The organism is Streptomyces sp. NPDC019531, from assembly GCF_044903305.1.
Classification (GTDB): domain Bacteria; phylum Actinomycetota; class Actinomycetes; order Streptomycetales; family Streptomycetaceae; genus Streptomyces.
Genome location: NZ_JBJDQL010000008.1, coordinates 117,209 through 143,006 on the forward strand (window position 1 = coordinate 117,209; position 25,798 = coordinate 143,006).

The 25,798-nt window shown below is 68.2% G+C and carries 24 protein-coding genes; 5 read left to right on the forward strand and 19 right to left on the reverse strand.

From position 1 onward, the window contains the following. Positions 1-5 precede the first annotated feature (5 nt). Genes nuoL through ACI2L1_RS12955 form a run of 12 tightly spaced genes read right to left on the reverse strand, consistent with a single transcriptional unit; the run spans position 6 to position 12,800 of the window. A complete protein-coding gene (gene nuoL / locus ACI2L1_RS12900) occupies positions 6-1,970 on the reverse strand; it encodes an NADH-quinone oxidoreductase subunit L (RefSeq protein WP_404739365.1) in 1,965 nt (654 codons plus the stop codon). A 14-nt stretch (positions 1,971-1,984) separates the two neighbouring features. Beyond that, positions 1,985-2,284 carry an NADH-quinone oxidoreductase subunit NuoK gene (nuoK, locus tag ACI2L1_RS12905; RefSeq protein ID WP_003974374.1) on the reverse strand — a complete coding sequence of 100 codons (300 nt, stop codon included), beginning with the start codon at positions 2,282-2,284 and terminating at the stop codon, positions 1,985-1,987. Beyond that, entirely contained in the window at positions 2,281-3,117 is an 837-nt protein-coding gene (locus tag ACI2L1_RS12910) for an NADH-quinone oxidoreductase subunit J (protein ID WP_404739366.1), read from the reverse strand. The genes nuoK and ACI2L1_RS12910 overlap by 4 nt, the downstream gene beginning before the upstream one ends. Continuing rightward, entirely contained in the window at positions 3,114-3,725 is a 612-nt protein-coding gene (gene nuoI, locus ACI2L1_RS12915; protein WP_404739367.1) for an NADH-quinone oxidoreductase subunit NuoI, read from the reverse strand. Before nuoI ends, ACI2L1_RS12910 begins: the two co-directional genes overlap by 4 nt. Beyond that, entirely contained in the window at positions 3,718-5,094 is a 1,377-nt protein-coding gene (gene nuoH, locus ACI2L1_RS12920) for an NADH-quinone oxidoreductase subunit NuoH (protein ID WP_404739368.1), read from the reverse strand. Before nuoH ends, nuoI begins: the two co-directional genes overlap by 8 nt. Continuing rightward, entirely contained in the window at positions 5,091-7,595 is a 2,505-nt protein-coding gene (locus tag ACI2L1_RS12925; protein WP_404739369.1) for an NADH-quinone oxidoreductase subunit G, read from the reverse strand. The genes nuoH and ACI2L1_RS12925 overlap by 4 nt, the downstream gene beginning before the upstream one ends. Further along, positions 7,592-8,941: an NADH-quinone oxidoreductase subunit NuoF gene (gene nuoF, locus ACI2L1_RS12930; protein WP_404739370.1), complete on the reverse strand. Its 1,350-nt coding sequence runs from the start codon at positions 8,939-8,941 to the stop codon at positions 7,592-7,594. The genes ACI2L1_RS12925 and nuoF overlap by 4 nt, the downstream gene beginning before the upstream one ends. After that, positions 8,941-9,801 (reverse strand): NADH-quinone oxidoreductase subunit NuoE, encoded by an 861-nt coding sequence (nuoE, locus tag ACI2L1_RS12935; protein ID WP_404739371.1) that lies wholly within the window; start codon positions 9,799-9,801, stop codon positions 8,941-8,943. The genes nuoF and nuoE overlap by 1 nt, the downstream gene beginning before the upstream one ends. Beyond that, on the reverse strand, positions 9,798-11,120 hold the full coding sequence (locus ACI2L1_RS12940) for an NADH-quinone oxidoreductase subunit D (protein ID WP_404739372.1): 1,323 nt from the start codon (positions 11,118-11,120) through the stop codon (positions 9,798-9,800). Before ACI2L1_RS12940 ends, nuoE begins: the two co-directional genes overlap by 4 nt. Next, positions 11,117-11,875, reverse strand: coding sequence for an NADH-quinone oxidoreductase subunit C (locus ACI2L1_RS12945; protein ID WP_404739373.1), 759 nt, complete (start codon positions 11,873-11,875; stop codon positions 11,117-11,119). The genes ACI2L1_RS12940 and ACI2L1_RS12945 overlap by 4 nt, the downstream gene beginning before the upstream one ends. Beyond that, positions 11,872-12,426 (reverse strand): NADH-quinone oxidoreductase subunit B family protein, encoded by a 555-nt coding sequence (locus ACI2L1_RS12950; protein WP_003998928.1) that lies wholly within the window; start codon positions 12,424-12,426, stop codon positions 11,872-11,874. The genes ACI2L1_RS12945 and ACI2L1_RS12950 overlap by 4 nt, the downstream gene beginning before the upstream one ends. A gap of 14 nt (positions 12,427-12,440) precedes the next feature. Then, on the reverse strand, positions 12,441-12,800 hold the full coding sequence (locus tag ACI2L1_RS12955; RefSeq protein WP_007383963.1) for an NADH-quinone oxidoreductase subunit A: 360 nt from the start codon (positions 12,798-12,800) through the stop codon (positions 12,441-12,443). Between the two features lie 734 nt (positions 12,801-13,534). On the opposite strand from ACI2L1_RS12955, the gene ACI2L1_RS12960 reads away from it, so the two are divergent. Both ACI2L1_RS12960 and def read left to right on the forward strand, forming a co-directional pair. Next, positions 13,535-14,353, forward strand: a complete 819-nt coding sequence (locus ACI2L1_RS12960; RefSeq protein ID WP_404739374.1) for a C40 family peptidase — start codon at positions 13,535-13,537, stop codon at positions 14,351-14,353. A gap of 343 nt (positions 14,354-14,696) precedes the next feature. Further along, positions 14,697-15,344, forward strand: a complete 648-nt coding sequence (def, locus tag ACI2L1_RS12965; protein WP_404739375.1) for a peptide deformylase — start codon at positions 14,697-14,699, stop codon at positions 15,342-15,344. A 105-nt stretch (positions 15,345-15,449) separates the two neighbouring features. On the opposite strand, the gene ACI2L1_RS12970 is transcribed toward def, so the two are convergent. After that, positions 15,450-16,736: a geranylgeranyl reductase family protein gene (locus ACI2L1_RS12970; protein WP_404739376.1), complete on the reverse strand. Its 1,287-nt coding sequence runs from the start codon at positions 16,734-16,736 to the stop codon at positions 15,450-15,452. A 99-nt stretch (positions 16,737-16,835) separates the two neighbouring features. Here ACI2L1_RS12970 and ACI2L1_RS12975 point away from each other — a divergent pair, with 99 nt between their 5' ends. Next, positions 16,836-17,360, forward strand: coding sequence for a GNAT family N-acetyltransferase (locus ACI2L1_RS12975; protein WP_404739377.1), 525 nt, complete (start codon positions 16,836-16,838; stop codon positions 17,358-17,360). Positions 17,361-17,470: 110 nt separating this feature from the next. After that, positions 17,471-17,791 carry a PASTA domain-containing protein gene (locus tag ACI2L1_RS12980; RefSeq protein WP_404739503.1) on the forward strand — a complete coding sequence of 107 codons (321 nt, stop codon included), beginning with the start codon at positions 17,471-17,473 and terminating at the stop codon, positions 17,789-17,791. A 15-nt stretch (positions 17,792-17,806) separates the two neighbouring features. Here ACI2L1_RS12980 and ACI2L1_RS12985 read toward each other — a convergent pair whose 3' ends face one another. The 4 genes from ACI2L1_RS12985 to ACI2L1_RS13000 are packed head-to-tail and all read right to left on the reverse strand — an operon-like array spanning position 17,807 to position 22,558. Next, a complete protein-coding gene (locus ACI2L1_RS12985) occupies positions 17,807-18,502 on the reverse strand; it encodes a demethylmenaquinone methyltransferase (protein WP_404739378.1) in 696 nt (231 codons plus the stop codon). After that, complete coding sequence (locus ACI2L1_RS12990) at positions 18,499-19,854, reverse strand: acyltransferase (RefSeq protein WP_404739379.1); 1,356 nt, start codon at positions 19,852-19,854, stop codon at positions 18,499-18,501. The genes ACI2L1_RS12985 and ACI2L1_RS12990 overlap by 4 nt, the downstream gene beginning before the upstream one ends. After that, on the reverse strand, positions 19,854-22,142 hold the full coding sequence (locus ACI2L1_RS12995) for a bifunctional polysaccharide deacetylase/glycosyltransferase family 2 protein (RefSeq protein ID WP_404739380.1): 2,289 nt from the start codon (positions 22,140-22,142) through the stop codon (positions 19,854-19,856). The genes ACI2L1_RS12990 and ACI2L1_RS12995 overlap by 1 nt, the downstream gene beginning before the upstream one ends. Before the next feature lie 17 nt (positions 22,143-22,159). After that, a complete protein-coding gene (locus ACI2L1_RS13000) occupies positions 22,160-22,558 on the reverse strand; it encodes a hypothetical protein (RefSeq protein WP_404739381.1) in 399 nt (132 codons plus the stop codon). A gap of 303 nt (positions 22,559-22,861) precedes the next feature. On the opposite strand from ACI2L1_RS13000, the gene ACI2L1_RS13005 reads away from it, so the two are divergent. Further along, entirely contained in the window at positions 22,862-23,896 is a 1,035-nt protein-coding gene (locus ACI2L1_RS13005) for a chitinase (RefSeq protein ID WP_404739382.1), read from the forward strand. Between the two features lie 84 nt (positions 23,897-23,980). On the opposite strand, the gene ACI2L1_RS13010 is transcribed toward ACI2L1_RS13005, so the two are convergent. Together ACI2L1_RS13010 and mqnC are read right to left on the reverse strand one after the other, a co-directional pair. After that, complete coding sequence (locus tag ACI2L1_RS13010; protein ID WP_404739383.1) at positions 23,981-24,538, reverse strand: imidazolonepropionase-like domain-containing protein; 558 nt, start codon at positions 24,536-24,538, stop codon at positions 23,981-23,983. Positions 24,539-24,545: 7 nt separating this feature from the next. Then, on the reverse strand, positions 24,546-25,745 hold the full coding sequence (gene mqnC, locus ACI2L1_RS13015; protein WP_404739384.1) for a cyclic dehypoxanthinyl futalosine synthase: 1,200 nt from the start codon (positions 25,743-25,745) through the stop codon (positions 24,546-24,548). Positions 25,746-25,798: the final 53 nt, after the last annotated feature.

Here is a 25,798-nt window from a genome sequence, read left to right on the forward strand (position 1 = left end):
CGGTATCAGACCGCCCTCATCAGCAGGGTCGCGGCGACGAGGATGGCCGCACCGCCGAACATCGAGACCGCGTACGACCGCGCGTAGCCGTTCTGCAGTTTGCGCATCCGGCCGGAGAGGCCGCCGACCGAGGCCGCCGTGCCGTTGACCACGCCGTCGACCAGGGTGTGGTCGACGTAGACCAGGGATCGCGTGAGGTGTTCTCCGCCGCGGACCAGGACGACGTGGTTGAAGTCGTCCTGGAGCAGGTCGCGCCGGGCGGCCCGGGTGAGCAGCGACCCGCGCGGGGCGACGACCGGGACCGGGCGCCTGCCGTACTGCAGCCAGGCGATGGCGACGCCGATGACCATCACGGTGACGGTGGCCGCCGTGACTGTCGCCGCGCTGATCGGCGCGTCTCCGTGGTCGTGCCCGGTGATGGGCTCCAGCCAGTGCAGGAAGCGGTCGCCGATGCTGAACAGGCCGCCCGCGAAGACCGATCCGAAGGCCAGCACGATCATGGGGATCGTCATGGACTTCGGGGACTCGTGCGGGTGGGGTTCAGCGTGCTCGCCGTGGTGTTCGGCCGCTGGCTCGGCGCTCGGGACCTCCGGGGAGCGGGTCGGCTGGTTCTTCCAGCGCTCCTCGCCGAAGAACGTCATCAACATCACGCGCGTCATGTAGAAGGCGGTGATGGCCGCGCCCAGCAGGGCCGCGCCGCCGAGGATCCAGCCCTCCGTGCCGCCCTTGGCGAAGGCCGCCTCAATGATCTTGTCCTTGGAGAAGAAGCCGGACAGGCCCGGGAAACCGATGATGGCGAGGTAACCGAGGCCGAAGGTCACGAAGGTGACCGGCATGTACTTCCTGAGGCCGCCGTACTTCCGCATGTCGACCTCGTCGTTCATGCCGTGCATGACCGAACCGGCGCCGAGGAACAGTCCGGCCTTGAAGAAGCCGTGTGTCACCAGGTGCATGATCGCGAAGACGTAGCCGATCGGGCCGAGACCCGCGGCGAGGACCATGTAGCCGATCTGCGACATGGTCGAGCCCGCGAGGGCCTTCTTGATGTCGTCCTTCGCGCAACCGACGATCGCACCGAACAGGAGCGTGACGGCACCGACGACGGTGACGACGAGCTGGGCGTCCGGAGCGAGGTTGAAGATGTTGGCGGAGCGGACGATCAGATAGACACCCGCGGTCACCATGGTCGCCGCGTGGATGAGGGCCGAGACCGGCGTCGGGCCCTCCATCGCGTCCCCGAGCCAGGACTGCAGCGGCACCTGGGCCGACTTTCCGCAGGCGGCGAGCAGCAGCATCAGGGCGATGCCGGTGAGCGTGGCCTCGGAGGCGCCGTCGACGAGTCCGGGCTCCTCGTGGGTGCCGAGGACCGGGCCGAAGGCGAAGGTGCCGAACGTCGTGAACATCAGCATGATCGCGATGGACAGGCCCATGTCGCCGACGCGGTTGACCAGGAAGGCCTTCTTCGCCGCGGTGGCCGCGCTGGGCTTGTGCTGCCAGAAGCCGATCAGCAGGTAGGAGGCGAGACCGACGCCCTCCCAGCCGACGTACAGCAGCAGGTAGTTGTCGGCGAGGACGAGCAGCAGCATCGCCGCGAGGAACAGGTTCAGATAGCCGAAGAAGCGGCGGCGCCGCTCGTCGTGCTCCATGTACCCGATCGAGTACAGGTGGATCAGCGAGCCGACGCCGGTGATCAGCAGCACGAACGTCATCGACAGCTGGTCGAGGCGGAAGGCGACGTCGGCCTGGAAGCCCTCGACCGGGACCCAGCTGAACAGGTGCTGGATGAGCGTGCGGTGCTCGGCGTCCTTGCCGAGCAGGTCGGCGAAGAGGATGGCGCCGAACACGAAGGAGGCACCGGCGAGCAGGGTGCCGATCCAGTGGCCGACGGCGTCCAGCCGCCGGCCGCCGGTCAGCAGGACCGCCGCTCCGAGCAGAGGCGCCGCGATAAGCAGCGCGATCAGATTCTCCACGATTCAGCGACCCCTTACAGCTTCATCAGGCTGGCGTCGTCGACCGAGGCCGAGTGGCGGGAACGGAACAGCGACACGATGATCGCGAGCCCGACCACGACCTCCGCGGCGGCGACGACCATCGTGAAGAAGGCGATGATCTGGCCGTCGAGATTGCCGTGCATCCGGGAGAAGGCGACGAACGCGAGGTTGCAGGCGTTGAGCATGAGCTCGATGCACATGAACACGACGATCGCGTTGCGCCTGATCAGTACGCCGGTGGCGCCGATCGTGAACAACAGGGCGGCGAGGTAGAGGTAGTTGACGGGGTTCACTTCGACGCCTCCCTCTTGAAGGTGGCCGGTTCGATCTCGGTCCGCTCCAGGCGTTCCTCCGCGCGCTGCTCCAGCGCCTTGAGGTCGTTCAGCGCCTCGGCCGACACGTCACGGATCTGGCCGCGCTCGCGCAGCGTCTTGCTGACCGTGAGCTCGGACGGGGTGCCGTCGGGCAGCAGGCCCGCGATGTCCACCGCGTTGTGCCGGGCGTAGACACCCGGGGCCGGCAGCGGCGGGACGTGCTTGTTCTCGCGCACCCGCTCCTCGGCCATCTCGCGCTGGGTCTTGGCGCGCTCGGTGCGCTCGCGGTGCGTGAGGACCATGGCGCCGACGGCGGCCGTGATCAGAAGGGCGCCGGTGATTTCGAAGGCGAAGACGTACTTGGTGAAGATGAGGGTCGCGAGGCCCTCCACATTGCCGCCCGAGTTCGCCTGGGCAACGCCGTTGAACTCCGTGAGGGAGGCGTTGCCGATGCCCGCGAACAGCAGGATGCCGAAGCCGAGGCCGCAGAGAAGGGCCAGCCAGCGCTGGCCCCTGATGGTCTCCTGGAGGGAGTCCGCGGCGGTCACGCCGACGAGCATCACGACGAACAGGAACAGCATCATGATCGCGCCGGTGTAGACGACGATCTGCACGACGCCGAGGAAGTAGGCGCCGTTGGCGAGGTAGAACACCGCCAGGATGATCATGGTGCCGGCGAGACAGAGCGCGCTGTGCACGGCCTTCTTCATGAAGACGGTGCACAGGGCGCCGATCACGGCGACGGTGCCGAGGACCCAGAACTGGAAGGCCTCGCCGGTGGAGGTCGAGTAGGCGGCGAGCTGCGCACTCATGCGTCCACCTCCTCTTCGTCAGGCTTCTCGCCCTTGGAGACGGCGACCTGGGGCACGGTGCCGGGCGCGGCCTCCGTCACCAGGCCCCGGTAGTAGTCCTGCTCGTCCATGCCCGGGTAGATCGCGTGGGGGCTGTCGACCATGCCCTCGTCGAGCCCGGCGAGCAGCTGTTCCTTGGTGTAGATGAGGTTGGCGCGGCTGCTGTCGGCCAGCTCGAACTCGTTGGTCATCGTGAGGGCGCGTGTGGGGCACGCCTCGATGCACAGGCCGCACAGGATGCAGCGGGCGTAGTTGATCTGGTAGACGCGGCCGTAGCGCTCGCCCGGGGAGTAGCGCTCCTCGTCGGTGTTGTCGGCGCCCTCCACATAGATGGCGTCGGCGGGGCAGGCCCAGGCGCACAGCTCACAGCCGACGCATTTCTCCAGGCCGTCCGGATGGCGGTTGAGCTGGTGCCGTCCGTGGAACCGCGGAGCGGTGGTCTTCTGCTGCTCCGGGTACTGCTCGGTCAGCCGCTTCTTGAACATGGCCTTGAAGGTCACGCCGAAGCCGGCGACGGGGTTCATGAAGCCGGGCTTCGTCGGCCCGGCCTCCTTGGGCTCCTCAGCCATCGGACGCCTCCTTTCCCTCCGTGGAACCGCTCAGCGATCCGTCACTCTGAGTATCGGACCCGCCACTGACAATCAGCTCCCGCTCCTGGCGCGAGCGGCGCCTGGGCACCGGCGGCAACTCCTGTCCGGGCAGCGGCGGGACGGGGAATCCACCCGCCGTCGGGTCGAATCCGGCCGGCTTTTCGGCGGGCTGCGCGGCCGCCTTCGACTTCTCCCGGAACATGTCGGCGACGAACGAGAGCAGCAGCAGGACCAGGACCCCGCCGCCGATGTAGAGGGCGATGTCGGCGAAGTCGTAGTTCTCGTTGCGCAGGGTCCGCACGGTCGCGACGAGCATCAGCCACACCACGGAGACCGGGATGAGGACCTTCCAGCCGAGCTTCATCAGCTGGTCGTAGCGCACGCGAGGGAGCGTGCCGCGCAGCCAGATGAAGAAGAACAGCAGCAGCTGCACCTTGATGACGAACCAGAGGAGCGGCCACCAGCCGTGGTTGGCGCCCTCCCAGAAGGTGCTGACGGGCCAGGGAGCCCGCCAGCCGCCGAGGAAGAGCGTGGTCGTCACGGCCGAGACCGTCACCATGTTCACGTACTCGGCGAGCATGAACATCGCGAACTTGATCGACGAGTACTCGGTGTTGAAGCCGCCGACCAGGTCGCCCTCGGACTCCGGCATGTCGAAGGGTGCGCGGTTGGTCTCGCCGACCATGGTGATGACGTAGATCACGAAGGAGACCGGCAGCAGGACGATGTACCAGCGGTCCTGCTGGGCCTCGACGATCGCCGAGGTCGACATCGACCCGGAGTAGAGGAACACCGAGGCGAAGGCCGCGCCCATGGCGATCTCGTACGAGATCATCTGCGCGCAGGAGCGCAGACCGCCGAGGAGCGGATACGTCGATCCGGAGCTCCAGCCCGCCAGGACGATGCCGTAGATGCCCACCGAGGCGACCGCGAGGATGTAGAGCATCGCGATCGGGAGATCGGTGAGCTGCATCGCCGTGCGGTGGCCGAAGATCGAGATCTCGTTGCCGGCCGGGCCGAAGGGGATCACCGCGATCGCCATGAAGGCCGGGATGGCCGCGACGATCGGCGCGAGGACGTAGACGACCTTGTCCGCGCGCTTGACGATGACGTCTTCCTTCAGCATCAGCTTGATGCCGTCGGCGAGCGACTGGAGCATGCCCCAGGGGCCGTGCCGGTTGGGGCCGATGCGCAGCTGCATCCAGGCGACGACCTTGCGCTCCCAGACGATGGAGAACAGCACGGTCACCATCAGGAAGGCGAAGCAGAAGACGGCCTTGATGACGACGAGCCACCAGGGGTCGGTGCCGAACATCGAGAGGTCTTCCGCGGCGAGGTACGGGCTCATGCCTCCACCTCCTTGGGGGCTTCGGCGGCGAGCGTGGCCGGGCCGATACGGACGAGGGAGCCGGGATGTACTCCGGCGTCGGAGGCGACGCCCCCGCCGGTGGAGTTCAGCGGGAGCCAGACCACGCGGTCGGGCATCTCGGTGATCTGCAGCGGCAGTTCGACGACTCCGGTCTTGCCGGTCACGGCAAGGAGGTCGCCTTCCTTGACGCCCGCCTCGGCGGCCGTCGCGGCCGACACGCGTGCGCGTGCCGCGTGCCGGGTTCCGGCGAGTGCCTCGTCGCCCTGCTGAAGCAGGCCCTGGTCGAGCAGCAGCCGGTGTCCGGCCAGCACGGCCTCTCCGGCGGCCGGGCGCGGCAACTGGGCACCGGTCTCCAGAGGGTCGGTGCCGCGCGGCCCGTCCCAGGGACCGAGCCGGTCGATCTCCGCGCGCGTGGTGCGCAGATCGGGCAGGCCCAGGTGTACGTCCATGGCGTCGGCCAGCATCTGCAGCGCCCGTGCGTCGGTGGGCGCGAGGCGGCGGGTCATCTGGTCGGGCTTGAGCGCGGTCTCGAAGAACCGCACCCTGCCTTCCCAGTTGAGGAAGGTGCCGGCCTTCTCGGCGACTGCCGCCACCGGCAGGACGACGTCCGCGTGCTCGGTGATCTCGCTGGGCCGCAGCTCCAGCGAGACCAGGAAGCCGACTTCGACGAGGGCTTCACGCGCGCGTTGCGGATCGGGCAGGTCGTTGATCTCCACGCCCGCGACGACCAACGCCTGAAGTTCTCCACTGGTGGCGGCCTCGACGATCTGGCTGGTGTCCCGCCCGTAGCGGTGCGGCAGTTCGGCCACGCCCCAGACCGCGGCGACCTCCTCACGCGCGCGCGGGTCGGTGGCCGGGCGTCCGCCCGGCAGGAGCGAGGGCAGCGCGCCTGCCTCGACGGCACCGCGTTCTCCGGCCCGCCGTGGGATCCACACCAGCTGAGCTCCGGTGGCGGAGGCGGCTCGTACGGCGGCGGTCAGTCCGCCCTTCACGGCGGCCAGCCGCTCGCCCACGACGATCACCGCGCCCTGGGTGCGCAGCGCCTCGGCGGCCCTGCTGCCGTCCTCCTCCAGGCCGACTCCGCCGGCCAGCGCGTCCAGCCACTCGGTCTCGGTGCCGGGAGCGGCGGGCAGCAGGATGCCGCCGGCCTTGTCCAGGCCTCGTGTCGCGTAGGTGGCGAGGGAGAAGACCTTCTGGCCGTGCCCCCGCCAGGCCTTGCGGAGCCTCAGGAAGACGCCGGGCGCCTCCTCCTCGGCCTCGAACCCGACCAGCAGGACGGCGGGCGCCTTCTCCAGAGCGGTGTACGTGACGCCCGTACCGTCGAGGTCACGGCCGCGTCCGGCGACCCGCGCGGCCAGGAAGTCGGTCTCCTCGGCGCTGTGCACGCGCGCGCGGAAGTCGATGTCGTTGGTGTCGAGCGCCACGCGCGCGAACTTGCTGTACGCGTAGGCGTCCTCGATGGTGAGGCGGCCGCCGGTCAGGACGCCGGCCCGGCCGCGTGAGGCGAGCAGCCCCTGGGCGGCGATCTGGAGTGCCTCCGGCCAGGAGGCCGGTACGAGGTCGCCCTCGGGGTTGCGCACCAGGGGTGTCTGGAGCCGGTCGCGTTGCTGCGCGTACCGGAAGGCGAAGCGCCCCTTGTCGCAGATCCACTCCTCGTTGACCTCGGGGTCGTTGGCCGCGAGCTTGCGCATGACCTTGCCGCGCCGGTGGTCGGTGCGGGTGGCGCAGCCGCCGGAGCAGTGCTCGCACACGCTCGGGGAGGACACCAGGTCGAAGGGGCGGGAGCGGAATCGGTACGCCGCAGAGGTGAGCGCGCCGACCGGGCAGATCTGGATGGTGTTGCCGGAGAAGTACGACTCGAAGGGGTCGCCCTCGCCGGTGCCGACCTGCTGGAGTGCGCCCCGCTCGACCAGCTCGATCATCGGGTCGCCGGCGATCTGGTTGGAGAAGCGGGTGCAGCGGGCGCACAGCACGCACCGCTCACGGTCGAGCAGCACCTGGGTGGAGATGGGGACGGGCTTCTCGTACGTCCGCTTCTTGCCCTCGAAGCGGGATTCGGCCTGGCCGTGGGACATCGCCTGGTTCTGCAGGGGGCACTCGCCGCCCTTGTCGCAGACCGGGCAGTCCAGCGGGTGGTTGATGAGGAGGAGCTCCATCACACCGTGCTGGGCCTTCTCGGCGACCGGCGAGGTGAGGTGGGTCTTCACCACCATCCCGTCGGTGCAGGTGATGGTGCACGAGGCCATCGGCTTGCGCTGGCCCTCGACCTCGACAATGCACTGGCGGCAGGCGCCGGCCGGGTCGAGGAGGGGGTGGTCGCAGAAGCGCGGGATCTCGATGCCCAGCTGCTCGGCGGCCCGGATGACCAGGGTGCCCTTGGGCACGCTGATCTCGGCGCCGTCGATGGTCAGCGAGACGAGATCCTCCGGCGGGACCGCCGCTTCCCCCCCACCCGAGGGAGCGTTGGTGGTCACGGTCATGCGTTCACCTCCGTGCGGGAATCGGCCCAGACCGTCGACTTGGCCGGGTCGAAGGGGCAGCCACGGCCCGTGATGTGCTGCTCGTACTCCTCGCGGAAGTACTTCAGCGAGGAGAAGATCGGCGAGGCGGCACCGTCGCCGAGGGCACAGAACGACTTGCCGTTGATGTTGTCGGCGATGTCGTTCAGCTTGTCGAGGTCGGACATGACGCCCTTGCCGGCCTCGATGTCGCGCAGCAACTGCACGAGCCAGTACGTCCCTTCACGGCACGGAGTGCACTTGCCGCAGGACTCGTGGGCGTAGAACTCGGTCCAGCGGGTGACGGCGCGGACCACGCAGGTCGTCTCGTCGAAGCACTGCAGGGCCTTGGTGCCGAGCATGGAACCGGCGGCGCCGACTCCCTCGTAGTCGAGGGGGACGTCGAGGTGCTCGTCGGTGAACATCGGCGTGGAGGAGCCGCCCGGCGTCCAGAACTTGAGGCGGTGGCCCGGCCGCATGCCACCGCTCATCTCAAGGAGCTGGCGGAGCGTGATGCCGAGCGGGGCCTCGAACTGGCCCGGGTTGGCGACGTGGCCGCTGAGCGAGTAGAGCGTGAAGCCCGGGGACTTCTCGCTGCCCATCGACCGGAACCATTCTTTGCCCCGAGTGAGGATCGCGGGAACCGACGCGATCGACTCCACGTTGTTTACAACAGTCGGGCAGGCGTAGAGGCCCGCGACCGCAGGGAAAGGGGGACGGAGCCGCGGTTGACCACGGCGGCCTTCGAGCGAGTCGAGCAGTGCGGTCTCCTCACCGCAGATGTACGCGCCCGCGCCCGCGTGCACGGTGATGTCGAGATCGAGGCCGCTGCCCAGGATGTTCTGTCCGAGGTAGCCGGCCGCGTAGGCCTCGCTCACGGCCGAGTGCAACCGCCGCAGCACAGGGACGACTTCACCGCGCAGATAGATGAAGGCATGCGAAGACCTGATGGCATAACACGCGATGATCATGCCCTCGATGAGGCTATGCGGGTTCGCGAAGAGGAGCGGGATGTCCTTGCAGGTCCCGGGCTCCGACTCGTCGGCGTTGACAACTAGATAGTGCGGCTTTCCATCTCCCTGGGGAATGAACTGCCATTTCATTCCGGTGGGGAATCCCGCGCCGCCACGGCCGCGCAGACCGGAGTCCTTGACGTACGCGATCAGGTCGTCCGGCGACATCGCGAGCGCCTTGCGGAGCCCCTCGTACCCTTCGTGCCTCTTGTAGACGTCCAGCGTCCAGGACCTGTCCTGGTCCCAGAAAGCCGACAGCACGGGTGCGAGCAGCTTCTCGGGGCTGTTGTTCTTGAGTTCGGGTGCCAAGGTCATCACTCCCCCTCCTCGGCGGCGGGCCCTGCCGGGTGGGCAGGGTCGGAGGCCGACGTGTCCTGTGGCGCGTCGTGTGAGCTCAGGTGTTCCGCCGGGGACGGCTCGTGGACGTCCCTGTCCTGCGGTGCGCCGTCGCGCGGATGGACCACGCGCGCGGGTGCGGTCTCTCCCCTGGCCAGGCGGAGACCCACCAGCGACGCCGGTCCCGCACTGCCGCTCTCCTCGACGGCCCCTGGCCGCTCGTCGGGGAAACCGGCAAGAATCCGCGCGGTGTCCTTGAACGTGCACAGGCGCGCCCCGCGCGTGGGCTCGACGGCCCGCCCCGCGCGCAGGTCGTCGACGAGGCGCTTGGCGCTGGCCGGGGTCTGGTTGTCGAAGAACTCCCAGTTGACCATCACGACCGGCGCGAAGTCGCAGGCCGCGTTGCACTCGATGTGCTCCAGGGTGACCTTGCCGTCGTCGGTGGTCTCGCCGTTGCCGACGCCCAGGTGCTCCTGGAGCTCCGAGAAGATCGCGTCGCCGCCCATCACCGCGCACAGGGTGTTGGTGCAGACACCCACCTGGTAGTCACCGGACGGCCTGCGCCGGTACATGGTGTAGAAGGTGGCCACCGCGGTGACCTCGGCCGTGGTCAGCTCCAGCACGTCGGCACAGAACTGCATCCCGGTGCGCGTGACGTGGCCCTCCTCCGACTGCACGAGATGCAGCAACGGCAGCAGGGCCGAGCGGGAGTCCGGGTAGCGGGCGATGATCTCGCGCGCGTCCGCCTCCAGCCGGGCTCGGACGTCGTCCGGGTAAGCGGGTGCGGGCAGTTCGGGCATGCCCAGGCTGACGCCCCGCTCGGAAGAACTGGTGGTCACCGGTCGACGCCTCCCATCACGGGGTCGATGGACGCGACGGCGACGATGACGTCGGCGACCTGGCCGCCCTCGCACATCGCCGCCATGGCCTGAAGGTTGGTGAAGGACGGGTCGCGGAAGTGGACCCGGAAGGGGCGGGTGCCGCCGTCGGACACGGCGTGCACCCCGAGTTCGCCCTTGGGCGACTCGACGGCCGCGTACACCTGCCCCGGTGGGACGCGGAAGCCCTCGGTGACCAGCTTGAAGTGGTGGATCAGGGCCTCCATGGAGGTGCCCATGATCTTCTTGATGTGGTCGAGGGAGTTGCCGAGCCCGTCGGGGCCCAGGGCGAGCTGGGCGGGCCAGGCGATCTTCTTGTCGGCGACCATGACCGGTCCTGGCTGCAGCCGGTCCAGGCACTGCTCGATGATCCTGAGCGACTGGCGCATCTCCTCCAGGCGGATCAGGAAGCGGCCGTAGGAGTCGCAGGTGTCGGCGGTCGGGACGTCGAACTCGTACGTCTCGTAGCCGCAGTAGGGCTGCGACTTGCGCAGGTCGTGCGGCAGGCCGGTGGAGCGCAGGATGGGGCCGGTGGCGCCGAGGGCCATGCAACCGGCCAGGTCGAGGTAGCCGACGTCCTGCATACGGGCCTTGAAGATGGGGTTCCCGGTGGCGAGCTTGTCGTACTCCGGGAGGTTCTTCTTCATCTTCTTCACGAACTCGCGGATGTGGTCCACCGCGCCGGGCGGCAGGTCCTGGGCGAGTCCGCCGGGGCGGATGTACGCGTGGTTCATCCGCAGGCCCGTGATGAGCTCGTAGATGTCGAGAATCATTTCACGATCACGGAATCCGTAGATCATGATCGTGGTGGCGCCGAGTTCCATGCCGCCGGTGGCGATGCACACCAGGTGCGAGGACATCCGGTTCAGCTCCATCAGGAGCACGCGGATGATCTCGGCCCGGTCGGTGATCTCGTCCTCGATGCCGAGGAGCTTCTCGACGGCGAGGCAGTAGGCGGTCTCATTGAAGAAGGACGTCAGGTAGTCCATGCGCGTCACGAACGTGGTGCCCTGCGTCCACGTGCGGAACTCGAGGTTCTTCTCGATGCCGGTGTGGAGGTAGCCGATACCGCAGCGGGCCTCGGTGACCGTCTCGCCGTCGATCTCCAGGATCAGGCGGAGCACTCCGTGAGTGGAGGGGTGCTGCGGTCCCATGTTGACGACGATGCGCTCGTCGTCGGCGCGGGCCGCGGACTGGACGACCTCGTCCCAGTCACCGCCGGTGACCGTGTATACGGCGCCTTCCGTGGTCTCGCGGGGGGATGCGTGGGAAGTGCTCACGAGTACGACCTCCGCTGGTCCGGAGCCGGGATCTGGGCGCCCTTGTACTCGACGGGGATGCCGCCGAGGGGGTAGTCCTTGCGCTGCGGGTGGCCCTGCCAGTCGTCCGGCATCATGATCCGCGTCAGGGCCGGGTGACCGTCGAAGACGATCCCGAAGAAGTCGTAGGTCTCGCGCTCGTGCCAGTCGTTGGTCGGATACACGGAGACCAGGGACGGGATGTGCGGATCGGCGTCCGGGGCGCTGACCTCCAGGCGGATCAGCCGGTTGTGGGTGATCGAGCGCAGGTGGTAGACGGCGTGCAGCTCGCGGCCCTTGTCGTGGAGGTAGTGGACCGCGCTGACACCGGTGCAGAGCTCGAAGCGCAGGGCCGGGTCGTCGCGCAGGGTCTGGGCGACCCGCAGGAGGTGCTCGCGCTCGATGTGGAAGGTGAGTTCGCCGCGGTCGACGACCGTCTTCTCGATCGCGTTGTCGGGGAGCAGTCCCTGCTCCTCCAGGGCGCCCTCCAGCTCGTCGGCGACCTCGTCGAACCAGCCGCCGTACGGGCGGGCCGCCGGTCCCGGGAGGCGGACCGAGCGGACCAGGCCGCCGTAGCCGGAGGTGTCGCCGCCGTTGTTGGCGCCGAACATGCCGCGCTGGACGCGGATCTCCTCACCGCCCTCGCCGCGCTGGCCGGGGAGGTTGGAGGCGCCGAGATCCTTCTCGGGGTTCACCCCGTTCGAGGCACCGTTGCTCGTGCCGTTCGCGTCGCTCACCGCAGCAGCCCCTTCATCTCGATCGTGGGCAGGGCCTTGAGCGCCGCTTCCTCCGCCTCACGGGCCGCCTCCTCGGCGTTCACGCCGAGCTTGGAGGTCTGGATCTTCTGGTGGAGCTTGAGAATGGCGTCCATCAGCATCTCGGGCCGTGGCGGGCAGCCGGGCAGATAGATGTCGACCGGGACGATGTGGTCGACGCCCTGCACGATCGCGTAGTTGTTGAACATGCCGCCCGAGGAGGCGCAGACCCCCATGGAGATGACCCACTTGGGGTTCGGCATCTGGTCGTAGACCTGCCGCAGCACCGGCGCCATCTTCTGGCTGACCCGGCCGGCGACGATCATGAGGTCCGCCTGGCGGGGTGAGCCGCGGAAGACCTCCATGCCGAAGCGGGCCAGGTCGTAGCGTCCGGCGCCCGTGGTCATCATCTCGATGGCACAACAGGCCAGGCCGAAGGTGGCCGGGAAGACGGACGCCTTGCGCACCCAGCCCGCGGCCTGCTCGACGGTGGTCAGCAGGAAGCCGCTCGGCAGCTTTTCTTCGAGTCCCATGAGTTAAAGGCCCCTCAGTCCCATTCCAGGCCGCCGCGCCGCCATACGTACGCGTACGCGACGAAGACGGTGAGCACGAAGAGCAGCATCTCCACGAGCCCGAAAACACCCAGGGCGTCGAAGGTGACGGCCCAGGGGTAGAGGAAGACGATCTCGATGTCGAAGACGATGAAGAGCATCGCCGTCAGGTAGTACTTGATGGGGAAGCGCCCGCCGCCGGCCGGCGTGGGGGTCGGCTCGATGCCGCACTCGTAGGCTTCGAGCTTGGCCCGGTTGTACCGCTTCGGACCGATCAGCGTGGCCATGACCACGGAGAAGATCGCAAAGCCTGCCCCGAGGGCTCCCAGTACGAGGATGGGCGCATAGGCGTTCACCGCTCCTCGCTCCTCTCAGTCGGCACTGACTGCTGGCGATGGCATCGGACTCACACCCGACTCATACGTCACTCCAACCTCCGCCAGTCCCGACGAAGATCGCGAACATGTGAAGCAGGTCACAAGCCCAACTGACCCGCATCCTATGCCCGCCGGTCTGTGATCTGCGACACGGGGTATTGCACAAGCTTTGTGATCTCCACCACCTGGCGAAGGATCATGAAGTCGGATGAGCGGTGATCTTCGCACGAGAAGCGTCCGACTGATCACCAGAGGTGACATTTTCACCAGTCGACCCAGGTCGGGAGAGGCGTCTCAATATCAAGAGACTTCCCTTGCATGCAAATTGGTGCTGGACGCGACTGCTTGCTAGTGGACCGCGTTCACACATCAGAGGGAGTCGCGAGGGCGAGTGTGGACGCGTGCACACATTCACGAGCGATGACCGCATCCGGACGCACCCGCTGCCGTAACCGTTGCGTGACCTCCACCACATGCGTGAGAGGTTCCCAGGAAGGGGGCTTGGCCATCGGCCTCAACCGGTGGTAGATGCGGGGCAATTAGGGCGTAATAGCGAAAGTGCATGATCACAGGCTTGATCGCGAGCGTCCACAATGTCCGTTACGGCGTCAATAAAGAGCGGCACACCTGGGATTCGGGCCGCCGATTGAACAACTGTGGCGCAGCACACGTTTCTTGAAGGTATGGAGGAGCCCCTGATACCAGTTGGTCTCATGTCCCACACCGCTCACATACGCAGCCACCGGAAACCCCGCCGCAGCGCGACGACTTCGATCGCTGTGCGCGCCGGAGTCGCCGGTGGCGTCCTCAGCATGGCAGCGGCGGGCGCGTCGGCTACGGCGTTCGCCGCTGAGTCGACGACGCAGACCCTCGAACTGCCCACCCTGTCGGCCGACCTGGGCAGCCAGGTCGCCGAGTCCGCCGACGCGATGCAGCAGGCGGCCGCGAACTACCAGCTGCAGGCCGAGCGTGACGCGGCCGCCACGAAGGCCGCGAAGCAGGCCAAGGCGGACCTCGCGGAGGCCAAGAAGAAGGCGGAGGCCAAGAAGAAGGCCGAGGAGGCCCGCAAGGCCGCCGCCGAGGAGGCCGCGTCCCGCAGCGCCGAGCGGGCCACCCTGTCCGCCTCGGCGAGCGCCAGTGTCTCCACGAGTGCGTCCACGAGCTCGTCCACGGCCACCGGTTCGGCCGCGGCTGTCATCGCCTTCGTGAAGGCGCAGGTCGGTGACGCCTACGTCTCCGGCGGCACGGGCCCCAACTCGTGGGACTGCTCCGGGCTCGTCCAGGCCGCCTTCAGCCAGATCGGCGTCGACCTGCCGCGTGTCTCTCAGGACCAGTCGACGGCCGGCACCCAGGTCTCGCTGAGCAACCTGCAGCCGGGCGACATCCTGTACTGGGGTGGCGCGGGCAGCGCGTACCACGTGGCGGTGTACGTCGGCGACGGCATGTTCGTCGGCGCGCAGAACCCCTCGACGGGTGTCGTCGAGAAGCCGCTGTCCTACGACCCGCCGACCGGCGCGGTGCGGGTGCTCTGACACCGGCGGAACAACTTGGTGGGGCCGCAGCCGCTCGGGGGCAGCGGCCCTACTGGTTCATCCCGGGCCGAAGGTGTCGAAGGTGCTGGGCGGGCCCAGCCGGTAGCGCGCCTCGTCGACCCGTTTCAGGGCTCCATTTCTCTCGACCCGTGTCAGGGCTCCATCTCCCGGGCCGGTAGAGCCCCTCCGCACACGGCTCCGCCCGGTGTCCGAATTGTCCGCACCCAAGAGCGCGTTGACCACGAGCCGGGCCGAGCTGTCGCGGGTGTGGCCGGTCTGCTCCTGGAACTGTTGGATGTGCTCTGTCTGTTCTCAGAGCCCTCACCCGACAGGAGAGATCGCCATGCCCCGTGTGTTCGTCCAAGGCAGGCCCGCCGACTCGTACCCGCCTCTGGCCCCCGAGGCCCGGCGCGGGCGGGTCCGCCGCATCACCGAGGCCGGCGAGGAGATCCTGCACAAGCCGTGCCGGGACGTGACCGAGTTCGGGCCCGATCTCGCCGCGCTGATCGACGACATGTTCCTGACGATGTACATCGCGGAAGGGGCCGGCCTCGCCGCCAACCAGGTCGACGTCGATCTGCGGCTGTTCGTCTACGACTGCCCGGACGACGACGGGGTCCGGCATGTCGGGCACATCGTCAACCCGGTCCTCGATCAGCTCGACCCGGCCGGGCGCAGGCTGCTCGACGACGGCGAGGGGTGTCTGTCGGTGCCGGGCGCCGTCATGGACGTGGCGCGTCCGGACCGGGCCGTGGTGCGCGGGTTGGACAGGGACGGCCAGCCGCTCGTGATCGAGGGCACCGGGTACTTCGCGCGATGCCTGGAACACGAGACCGACCATGTGAACGGACGCGTGTATCTGGACCGGCTGTCCAAGCGCGAGCGCAGGGAGGCGCTGCGGCAGACGGCGGACCGGCGGGACGAGGTGTTCGCCCGCCGGGCGGCCAACATCGAGGCGTGGAGCGGCAGTCAGGGCACCGTCAGCGCCTGAGGGAGCGGACCAGAGCCCACACCGACACCGTGATGAGAATGACGAAGAGCGGTAACGCGACGCCTGCGTCCATTCCTCCAACATGCCCCCGGCAGGGGGCCCGCGTCACGCCTTCGGCGCCACCTTGCTCAGCCCGTTGATGATCCGGTCCATCGCGTCGCCGCCCGTGGGGTCGGTGAGGTTGGCGAGCATCTTCAGGGTGAACTTCATGAGCAGCGGGTGGGTCAGGCCGCGCTGGGCCGCGATCTTCATGACCTTCGGGTTGCCGATGAGCTTCACGAAGGCGCGGCCCAGCGTGTAGTAGCCGCCGTAGGTGTCCTTGAGGACGCGCGGGTAGCGCTGGAGGGCCATCTCGCGGCCCGCGGGCGTGGAGCGGGCTTGGGCCTGCACGATGACGTCGGCGGCGATCTGGCCGGACTCCATGGCGTAGGCGATGCCCTCGCCGTTGAAGGGGTTCACCAGGCCGCCGGCGTCGCCGACCAGCAGCAGGCCCTTGGTGTAGTGGGGCTGGCGGTTGAAGGCCATCGGGAGCGCGGCACCGCGGATCGGGCCGGTCATGTTGTCGGGGGTGTAGCCCCAGTCCTGCGGCATGGAGGCGCACCAGGCCTTCAGCACCTCGCGCCAGTCGAGCTCCTTGAAGGAGTCGGAGGTGTTCAGGACGCCCAGGCCGACGTTCGACGTGCCGTCGCCCATGCCGAAGATCCAGCCGTAACCGGGCAGCAGCCGGTCCTCGGCGCCCCGCCGGTCCCACAGCTCCAGCCAGGACTCAAGGTAGTCGTCCTCGTGGCGCGGGGACTCGAAGTACGTCCGTACGGCCACGCCCATCGGGCGGTCCTCGCGGCGGTGCAGGCCCATCGCCAGGGAGAGCCGGGTGGAGTTGCCGTCGGCGGCGACCACCAGGGGCGCGTGGAAGGTGACTTCCCGCTTGTCCTCGCCCAGTTTCGCGTGGACGCCCGTGATACGGCCCGTGCGGTCGTCGGTGATCGGGGCACCGACGTTGCAGCGCTCGAACAGCCGCGCGCCCGCCTTCTGGGCCTGACGGGCGAGCTGCTCGTCGAAGTCGTCGCGCTTGCGGACGAGGCCGTAGTCGGGGAAGGAGGCGAGATCCGGCCAGTCCAGCTGGAGGCGCACACCGCCGCCGATGATCCGAAGGCCCTTGTTGCGCAGCCAGCCGGCCTCTTCGGAGACGTCGATCCCCATGGCGATGAGTTGTTTGGTGGCGCGCGGGGTGAGGCCGTCGCCGCAGACCTTCTCGCGCGGGAACTCGGTCTTCTCCAGCAGGAGTACGTCGAGTCCGGCCTTGGCGAGGTAGTACGCGGTCGTGGAGCCGGCCGGCCCCGCGCCGACGACGATGACATCGGCGGTGTTTTCGGAGAGGGGCTCAGCGGTCACGGCGGGATCTCCCCAAGTTCGCAATCTGCGTGCCGACCGGCACTGGACATGGGCAGTCTATTCAGCAGAATTGATCACCCGGCTGAAGGGCTGCCCCCAGTGAACCGAGCTCTGCCCGTAGTACGGCTGCGCGTCCCCACCGACGAGGACGCCGTCGCCTGGCACCGGATCTTCGACGACCCGGACGTCATGGAGTTCCACGGCGGGAAGTCCGCGGAGCTGTCCGTCTACGAGGAGCTCACCGCGCGCCAGCGCCGGCACGACGCCGAGCGCGGTTTCTGCCTGTGGACCATGGTCGACGAGAACGAGCAGGTCATCGGCTTCACCGGGGCCCAGCCGTGGCCGCAGGACTGGGGCCCGACCGGCGAGATCGAGATCGGCTGGCGGCTGGGGCGGGAGTACTGGGGCAAGGGGTACGCCACCGCGGCCGCGCAGATGACGCTGGAACGGCTCAGGGCGGCGGGCGTCACCAGCGTGGTCGCGATGGTCAGACCCGGCAACCAACGGTCGATCGCGGTCACCAGGCGGCTCGGAATGGAGCTCGCGGAGACTTTTCCGCACCCTCAACTCGCGGAGGGCGCGCTGTGCTTCCGGCTCCCCCTGCAGAGAAGTCACGCACAGTAGCGGACTGCTACAGAAAGAGACCCGGCACTTCCGGCGGGAACGAAGCCGGAGTTACCCTTCCTGTACCGCTGGGGGTGACATCTGTGCGCATAACACCCAAGACGCCCGAAGTGCGCGTACCGCGTCTGGTCGGTCTGATGGCCATGGACGCGCGCGAGACGGCCCAGGCGCAGGGCCTGTTGATCAGCGCGCCGGATCGGAAGGACTTCCACCTGGCCGTCGTCGACTACGTCGTGCGTCAGTACCCGCAGGCCGGCGCGGAGGTGCCGCGGGACTCGGTGGTCTACGTGTTTTTCGACCTCGGTCCGGGTGAGGGCGGCGGAGGCATCCGCGAGCCCCGTATCCCGAGGCCCCCGAGCGGCGGCCTCCAGCGCGAACTGGACGAGCCGGGCGACCCGTACGCCGTCCGCTGTACGACGGGCTTCGGCTGAGCCCCCGGTTCGGTCTCAGCTCTCCTTGACGCCCCGGTGCAGCGCCACGATCCCACCGGTGAGGTCCCGCCACGCCACCTTCGACCAGCCGGCCTTCTGGAGGCGCTCCGCGAGGGCCGGCTGGTCGGGCCAGGCGCGGATGGACTCGGCGAGGTAGACATACGCGTCGGGGTTGGAGGAGACCGCCCGGGCGACCGGCGGCAGGGCGCGCATCAGGTACTCGGTGTAGACCGTGCGGAAGGGCGCCCACGTCGGGTGCGAGAACTCGCAGATCACGACCCGGCCGCCGGGTCTGGTCACCCGGTACATCTCGCGCAGCGCGCTGTCGGTGTCCTGGACGTTGCGCAGCCCGAAGGAGATCGTGACCGCGTCGAAGACACCGTCCCGGAACGGCAGCTTCGTCGCGTCGCCCGCGGTGAACGGCAGCCAGGGGTGGTTCCGCTTGCCGACCCGGAGCATGCCCAGCGAGAAGTCGCAGGGGACGACGTAGGCCCCGGTACGGGCGAACGGCAGCGAGGACGTGGCCGTACCGGCGGCCAGGTCCAGGATCTTCTGGGCGGGGCGGGCGTCGACGGCCCTGGCGACCTCCTTGCGCCACACCCGGTCCTGGCCGAGCGACAGCACGTCGTTGGTCAGGTCGTACCGTTCCGCCACGTCGTCGAACATCGAGGCGACTTCGTGCGGCTGCTTGTTCAGGGAAGCGCGGGTCACATCCCCATTCTTGCAGGCCGCCCTCCCGGGAGAAGCTGCGGCTTCTTCTTCCCGGCCACGTCCTCCACCCACCCGCACACCAGCACGAACACCGCGATCAGCACCCACCCGATGCCGAACATGAACCACTGGCTCTCCAGCGGCAGCCACTTCTCGAACGCGGGCACGTTCCAGAACTGGTCGATCAGCGGGACGGCGAGGATCAGCGCGATCTCGTGCCACAGATAGATCGTCACCGCGCGGGAGTTGAAGATCGTGACGATCCGGTCGGTCCGCCGGAAGCGGGTCAGCCAGGCGAAGTCGATCCCGAAGTACGACTTGGCCCACATCAGCAGCATCACGTACCCGGCGGACCAGAAGGCCTGCGCGAGGGGGATGTCGTCGAGGTCGTACGACCCGGACTCGGCCTGGTGCGTGAAGGCGTACCAGCCGCCGAACCCGATCGCGGCGAGCGAGAGCACGACGACGACCAGCGGCTTCAGCCGCTCCAGGACCTTGTCCCGGTGGGCGAAGCCGAGCATCCAGCAGAACAGGAAGGTCGCCAGGTCCGTCAGCGCGCTGCCGAGGCGGTTGTCCGGCGGCTCCCAGAGGAAGTGGAAGACCACGATCGGGGCCAGGGACAGCAGCAGGACCGGCACCGGGGCGAGCCGGAACACCTTCAGCAGGACCGGGGAGAGCAGGACGAACCAGAGGTAGGTCCTCAGGTACCAGAGGATCTCCCAGGCCTGGACCGCCCACTGATTGCCCGGCGGGTCACCGAGCGGCACGACCCAGAAGACGATCTGCCAGCCCGGCATCCAGTCGTGGATCAGCATCGCGAGGACCACGAAGAGGCCCCAGAACCAGAACGGCGGCAGCAGCCTGCGCATCCGGCTCTTGACGACCTTGAACGCCGGGCGCTCCAGGGACTTCGCCATCAGCGTGCCGGCCAGGCCGAACATGATCCCCATGGAGGGGAAGACCATGCCGGCCCAGGCCCACCCGAAGGTGTGATAGGCGACGACCCGGATCAGGGCGACGGCCCTGAGGGTGTCGAAGTAGCGGTCGCGGCCCGGGGGCCGAGACGGAGGCTTCTCCTCCTCCGCCTCGGCGTCAGCGGGGGCTTCGAGAACCGGTGGCTCCGGCTCCGGCTCCACCACCGGCATCGGGGACGTCGCGTCCGGCACGCTCTGTCCGTCGTACCCGTGGTCGACGTACTCCTGCGAGTACGGCTGCGGGTACGACTGCTGCGGGTACGCCTGCGGTGGATACGGCTGTTGCTGATACGGCTGCTGTACAGAGCCCGAGTACCCGTACTCCTGGCCGTACCCCTGTCCCTGTTGCGGGTACCCCTGCTGCTGTTCCCAGCTCATCAGCCGACCCCCGCCGGCGTGCCGACCTCACCGGTCCGCTTGAGCTTCTGCCAGCGCAGTCGGCCGCCGGTCAGGGCGGTGATGCAGGAGTGGATGAGGACGAGGTACATCATCTGGCGGTAGGCCAGCTGCTGGAGCGGCATCATCAGCAGATACCGGTACTTCTCCTTGTCCAGCTTGAAGGCGTACGCCGCGCACACGAGCTGGACGCAGAGGACCGCGAGCCACGCGTACAGCGCCGCCTGGAAGTCGACGAAGATCATCGAGTAGGCGGTGAACACGTCGATCAGCGGGGCGAAGACCGGCGTGATGATCTGGAAGATCACCACGAGCGGCATGCCGACCCGGCCGAAGCGGCCCGAGGGACCCTTGTCGGTGAGGGACTTGCGGTGCTTCCACAGTGCCTGCATGGTGCCGTACGACCACCGGTAGCGCTGCGACCACAGCTGCTTCAGGGAGGCCGGCGCCTCGGTCCACGCGCGCGCGTGCTCCTGGTAGACGACCCGCCAGCCCTCGCGGTGCATCGCGATGGTGATGTCGGTGTCCTCGGCGAGGGTGTCCTCGCTCATGCCGCCGACCTGGAGGACCGCCTCACGGCGGAACGCGCCGATCGCGCCCGGGATGGTGGGCATGCAGCGCAGCAGGTCGTACATCCGGCGGTCGAGGTTGAAGCCCATCACGTACTCGATGTGCTGCCAGGCGCCGATGACCGTGTTGCGGTTGCCGACCTTGGCGTTGCCGGCGACCGCGCCGACCTCGGGATCGGCGAAGGGCTGCACCAGCTGCCGTACGGTGTCCGGCTCGAAGACGGTGTCGCCGTCCATCATCACGACGATGTCGTAACTGGCGCTGCGGACACCGTTGTTGAGGGCGGCCGGCTTGCCCGCGTTCTCCTGGCGGATGACCCGGACGTTCGTCATGCCCAGAGCCCGGGCCGCCTCGCGCGAGATCTCGGAGGTGCCGTCCGACGAGCCGTCGTCGACCACGATGATCTCGATCGGATGGGTGCTCTTCGACAACGACTCCAGGGTGTTGGCGATGCACTCCTTCTCGTTGTACGCCGGGACGATCACGGTCACCGGCCGGGTGACCGTCGGCCCCCAGCTGAAGCGGCGTTTGTTGCGCTGCCTGTAGTGCCGGCGGGCGAGGATCAGCATCATCCCGAACCGGCCCATGACAGCCACGCCCACGATCGCCAGTCCGACCGACAGCGTGGGCACCGTGTACTCGGCGACGGCGACGGCCACGACGAGCGCCTTGCCCTCGTAGAGGGTCGCGCCGGTGGCCTCGCGGTGCGCGGCCTGCAGACGGGCGGCGGCGTTCTGGTCGCCCGTCACCCCACCGGGCTGCTGCCCGTTCGAACCGGCCGGAGCGTTCGCCTGCTGGCCCTGCGGACCGTTGTTCGCGTTCTGCGCGTCCAGGACACCGCTGATGGTGGTGAAGGTGTAGCCCTTCGCCTTCATCTTCTCGATGTACGTGGGCAGCGCCTTGATCGTCTGCTCGCGGTCGCCACCGGCGTCGTGCATCAGCACCGAGGCACCCGAGGTCCCGGACGGCGTGGCCCACTTGACGATCTTCGAGACGCCCGGCTTCTTCCAGTCGTCGCTGTCGGTGTCGACGAAGACGCTGGTGTAGCCCTCCTCGCCGAGCTTCTTGTAGACGGGCCAGCTGTAGTTGTCGATCGCGTCCGTCTCCGAGGAGTACGGCGCCCGGAACAGCGTGGTGGTGATGCCGGCCGCGCCCGCGAGGGCGAGCTGCGTCTGGGTCATCTCGCGCCGGATGCGAGCGTCGCTCTGGTAGGAGAGGTCGACGTGGGTGAAGGTGTGGATGCCCACCTCATTGCCCTCGTCGACCATGTCCTTCACGATCCCCGGATAGCGCGAGACCATCGAGCCGACCACGAAGAAGGTGGCCGGGACGTCGTACTTCTCCAGGATGTCCAGGACCTGGGGGGTGTACGTCGGGTTCGGGCCGTCGTCGAAGGTGAGCGCGATCGTCTTGGACGGCACGGAGGTCGTGGTGGCCTGGCCACCCCGGAAGCTGATGATCGGTCCACCGTTGAGGATCTTGTCGGGGACCTTGCTGGAGCTGGCGCCGTCGCGCACCCGCTCGTCGCCGCCGACCTCGGCGCGCAGATAGCCGTCGAGCAGCATCACGCTGGTCAGACCGAGCAGGAGCAGCAGGGCGAGGATGACCCTCGGTTTCTGCAGCGCCGCGGCCTTGCCCGCCGCCCGCTCCATGCGGGTGGGGGCACGCCGGCGGCCACGGGAGGGCGTCGTCGTGGTCATATGGTGGGCCGTTCCGGTCAGTTGGAGGCCGCGGAGGCGGTCGCGGTCGGGGCGGCGCTCGGCGGAGCGCCCGTGGCGGTGCCGGTGGGCGGAGTACCGGTCGGCCTCGACGGCGGGGTGCCGATGCCTCCCTGCGGCTGGGTGCCGCCGGGGCCGGAGTTCGAGGTACCACCAGGACCGCCGCCCGCGAAGGGCAGCAGCGTCGTGCTGGAGACACCGATGCCCATGAAGGCCAGGCCCAGCACGACGGCGTACCCGAGGGACAGGACACCGAGGAGAAGGCCGATCCGGCGCAGCATCTTGGAGCGGCGCCCGGAGTTGTCAACGAACACGGGACCCTCTGCGGACCCGTTGCCGCGTTTGCGGCGGCGACCGCGCACGTCGGCGCGGTTTTCGATGGCAGGCTCGGAATGCATTCCCCAGACATTAGGCAGTCTTTATGTGTCCAAATTTGACGTTCTTGTGAGGCGCATATGAGAAACCTCTTATCCTGTCTGTTTCCTGAGAGGTTCCAAGAAAGCCTGCGCAGCCCCCCGGGAGGTGAAGGGGGTTGATTGTCCGCGTTGCGTGACCGATTCGCTCTTTACCACCCTCCTTGTCTGTGAGTCCGCTGTTCAAAGACTGTCCTCATGAAGCTCAGGACCGTGTGAGACATTCACTCTCCGAAAACCGATCCTGTTTCGATCTGAGACAGAAATCACGAGAGCGGGTGCATGCGAATGCGGAGTTTCCTGAAGCCGATGGCCGGGCTCACTTGTCTGTTTGCCCTGGCCACGGCCGGGTGCTCCTCGGAATCGGACGGCAGCTCGGACGCGGAGCCTCCGAAACAGAGCAGTACGTCACCGTCCGCGTCGGCCACCGAGTCGACGTCGTCGGTCACCGCGTACGCGCCCTACGTCAGCGCGACCGAGGCGTCCGACAACGACTCCGCCGGCTCGCCCTCGGTGTACAACCTCGCGTTCGTGATCGCCGACGGCAGTGCCTGCACGCCGTCGTGGAACGGCACGTCGGCCATCGGCGACTCCACGGTCAACTCCCGGATCAGTGCGCTGAAGGAGGACGGGGCCGAGGTGCGGGTGTCCTTCGGCGGGGCGTCCGGGAAGGAGCTGGCCGAGACGTGTACCACCGCGGCGAAACTGGCGGCGGCGTACGGGGCGGCTCTGGACGCGGCCGGTTCCTCTCTTGCCGACTTCGACATCGAGGGGGACACGCTCACCGACTCGGACTCGGTGGAACTGCGGTCCGAGGCGATCGCGTTGCTGCAGAAGGAGCGGAGCGACCTCGCGGTCTCCTTCACTCTGCCCGTGATGCCGTCCGGGATCGACGACGACAGCGTGGCGCTGCTGGAGTCCGCGAACAACAACTCGGTTCAGGTGTCGACCGTGAACATCATGACGATGAACTACGGGGAGTCGTACGACGGGGACATGGGGGATTACGCGATCACTTCGGCGAAGGCGGCGCAGGCGCAGTTGAAGGAGGTCTTCGGTACGTCCGACTCCACTGCGTGGCGGGCCATGGCGCTCACTTCGATGATCGGCACGAATGATGTGGACGGGGAGACGTTCACGTTGTCCGACGCGGCTCAGGTGCGGGAGTTCGCTGAGTCGAATGAGGTGGCGTGGGTGTCGATGTGGTCGACGTTCCGGGATCAGCAGTGTGAGTCGGGGAACTCGGATGAGGATGACGCGTTGACCAACTGCAGTGGGGTTTCTCAGGATGCCGGGGCGTTTGGGGAGGCGTTGGCCGGTTGATTTTCCGGGCGCGGCTCGGTGGGGGCTGGTCGCGCCCACGCGGCGGAGCCGCATAGTGATACAGCCCCGCGCCCCTGAAGGACGTCACCTGCGGCGGTGTAGCAAGCGGCCCTTGATCACCGTGGCCACGCAGGTTGTCAGGTCGGGCGTGTCGAAGGCGGCGAAAGTCGCGTCCGCGCCGGGGAGCAGCGGGATCAGGGGCCCCTCGGTGAACCTGTGCTCGATCGTCAGGCCCGACCTGTGTACGGCGTCGATCACCGCGGGGCGTCGCAAGGGGCCCACCACCGCCACCGTCCCCTGCGTCAGCATCCGCTGTACGCCCCGCCTCGCGCTCGCACCCCACCGCGCGTCCGTCATGTCCAGGGACTCGAGCGCCTCGCCCGTGAGGGGTTCGTCGCCCAAGTCCTCGCGGGGGTCCGGGTGGTAGGACTGCTCCAGTAGCTCCCGGCCGTACGGGTTCACCAGGCCCGGGGTGAGAACTCCCGGCCAGCGGCGCACCCTTGCCGACGGATACGCGGCTGCCAGATCGTCGTACACCTCTACGGCCGTGATCTGCCGCCCCTCGACCAGGACTGCTCCGCCGGGCAGGGACGGCCGCCCGTCCCCGAAGACCACCAGGTCGGCCGTGTGAATCGTCAGCAAGGCGGGCCTAGTTGGACGCGAGGATCTTCAGCTCGGGATGGGCCGTGCCGCCCTCGATCGCCGTGGAGGAGATGTGGGACATCACGCGCGCGTCGACGGGGTCGTTCGCCGGGTCGTCGTGGACGACGAGGTGCTCGTACGTGGTGGCGCGCTGGGCCGGCACCCGCCCCGCCGAGCGGATCATGTCGATCATTTCCTGGAGGTTGGAGCGGTGCTTGGCACCGGCCGCCGAGACGACGTTCTCCTCCAGCATGACCGAGCCGAGGTCGTCCGCGCCGTAGTGCAGCGTCAATTGGCCCGCGTCCTGGCCGGTGGTCAGCCAGGAGCCCTGGATGTGGGCGATGTTGTCCATGAAGAGCCGGGAGATCGCGATCATCCGCAGATACTCGAAGATCGTGGCCTGGGTGCGGCCCTTCAGGTGGTTGTTCATCGGCTGGTAGAGGTACGGGATGAACGCGCGGAAGCCGCCCGTGCGGTCCTGTACGTCACGGATCATCCGCAGGTGTTCGATGCGCTCGGCGTTGGTCTCACCGGTGCCCATGAGCATGGTGGAGGTGGACTCCACGCCCAGGTTGTGCGCGGTCTCCATGATCTCCAGCCAGCGCTCGCCGGACTCCTTGAGCGGCGCGATGGCCTTGCGGGGGCGCTCGGGGAGCAACTCGGCACCGGCGCCCGCGAAGGAGTCGAGACCGGCCGCGTGGATGCGCTGGATCGCCTCCTGGACGCTCACCTTGGAGATCCGGGCCATGTGCTCGACCTCGGACGCGCCCAGCGAGTGGATCACCAGCTGGGGGAAGTCCTTCTTGATGGCGGCGAAGTGCTTCTCGTAGTACTCGACGCCGTAGTCCGGGTGGTGTCCGCCCTGGAACATGATCTGTGTGCCGCCGAGCTCGATGGTCTCCGCGCACCGGCGCAGGATGTCGTCGAGGTCGCGGGTCCAGCCCTTGTCCTTGGCCGTGGGCGGGGCGTAGAAGGCGCAGAACTTGCACGCGGTGACGCACACGTTCGTGTAGTTGATGTTCCGCTCGATGATGTACGTCGCGATGTGCTCCGTACCCGCGTACCGGCGGCGGCGCACGGCGTCCGCGGCGGAGCCCAGCGCGTGCAGCGGGGCGTCCCGGTAGAGGTCGAGCGCCTCCTCCGGAGTGATGCGCCCACCCTCGGCGGCACGGTCGAGGACGGACTGAAGGTCGGCCTTCTCGGTCACCGGGGCGTGCCTTTCGTCAAGGGTTCGGACGGTCTCGGCCAGCCTACGCCAGC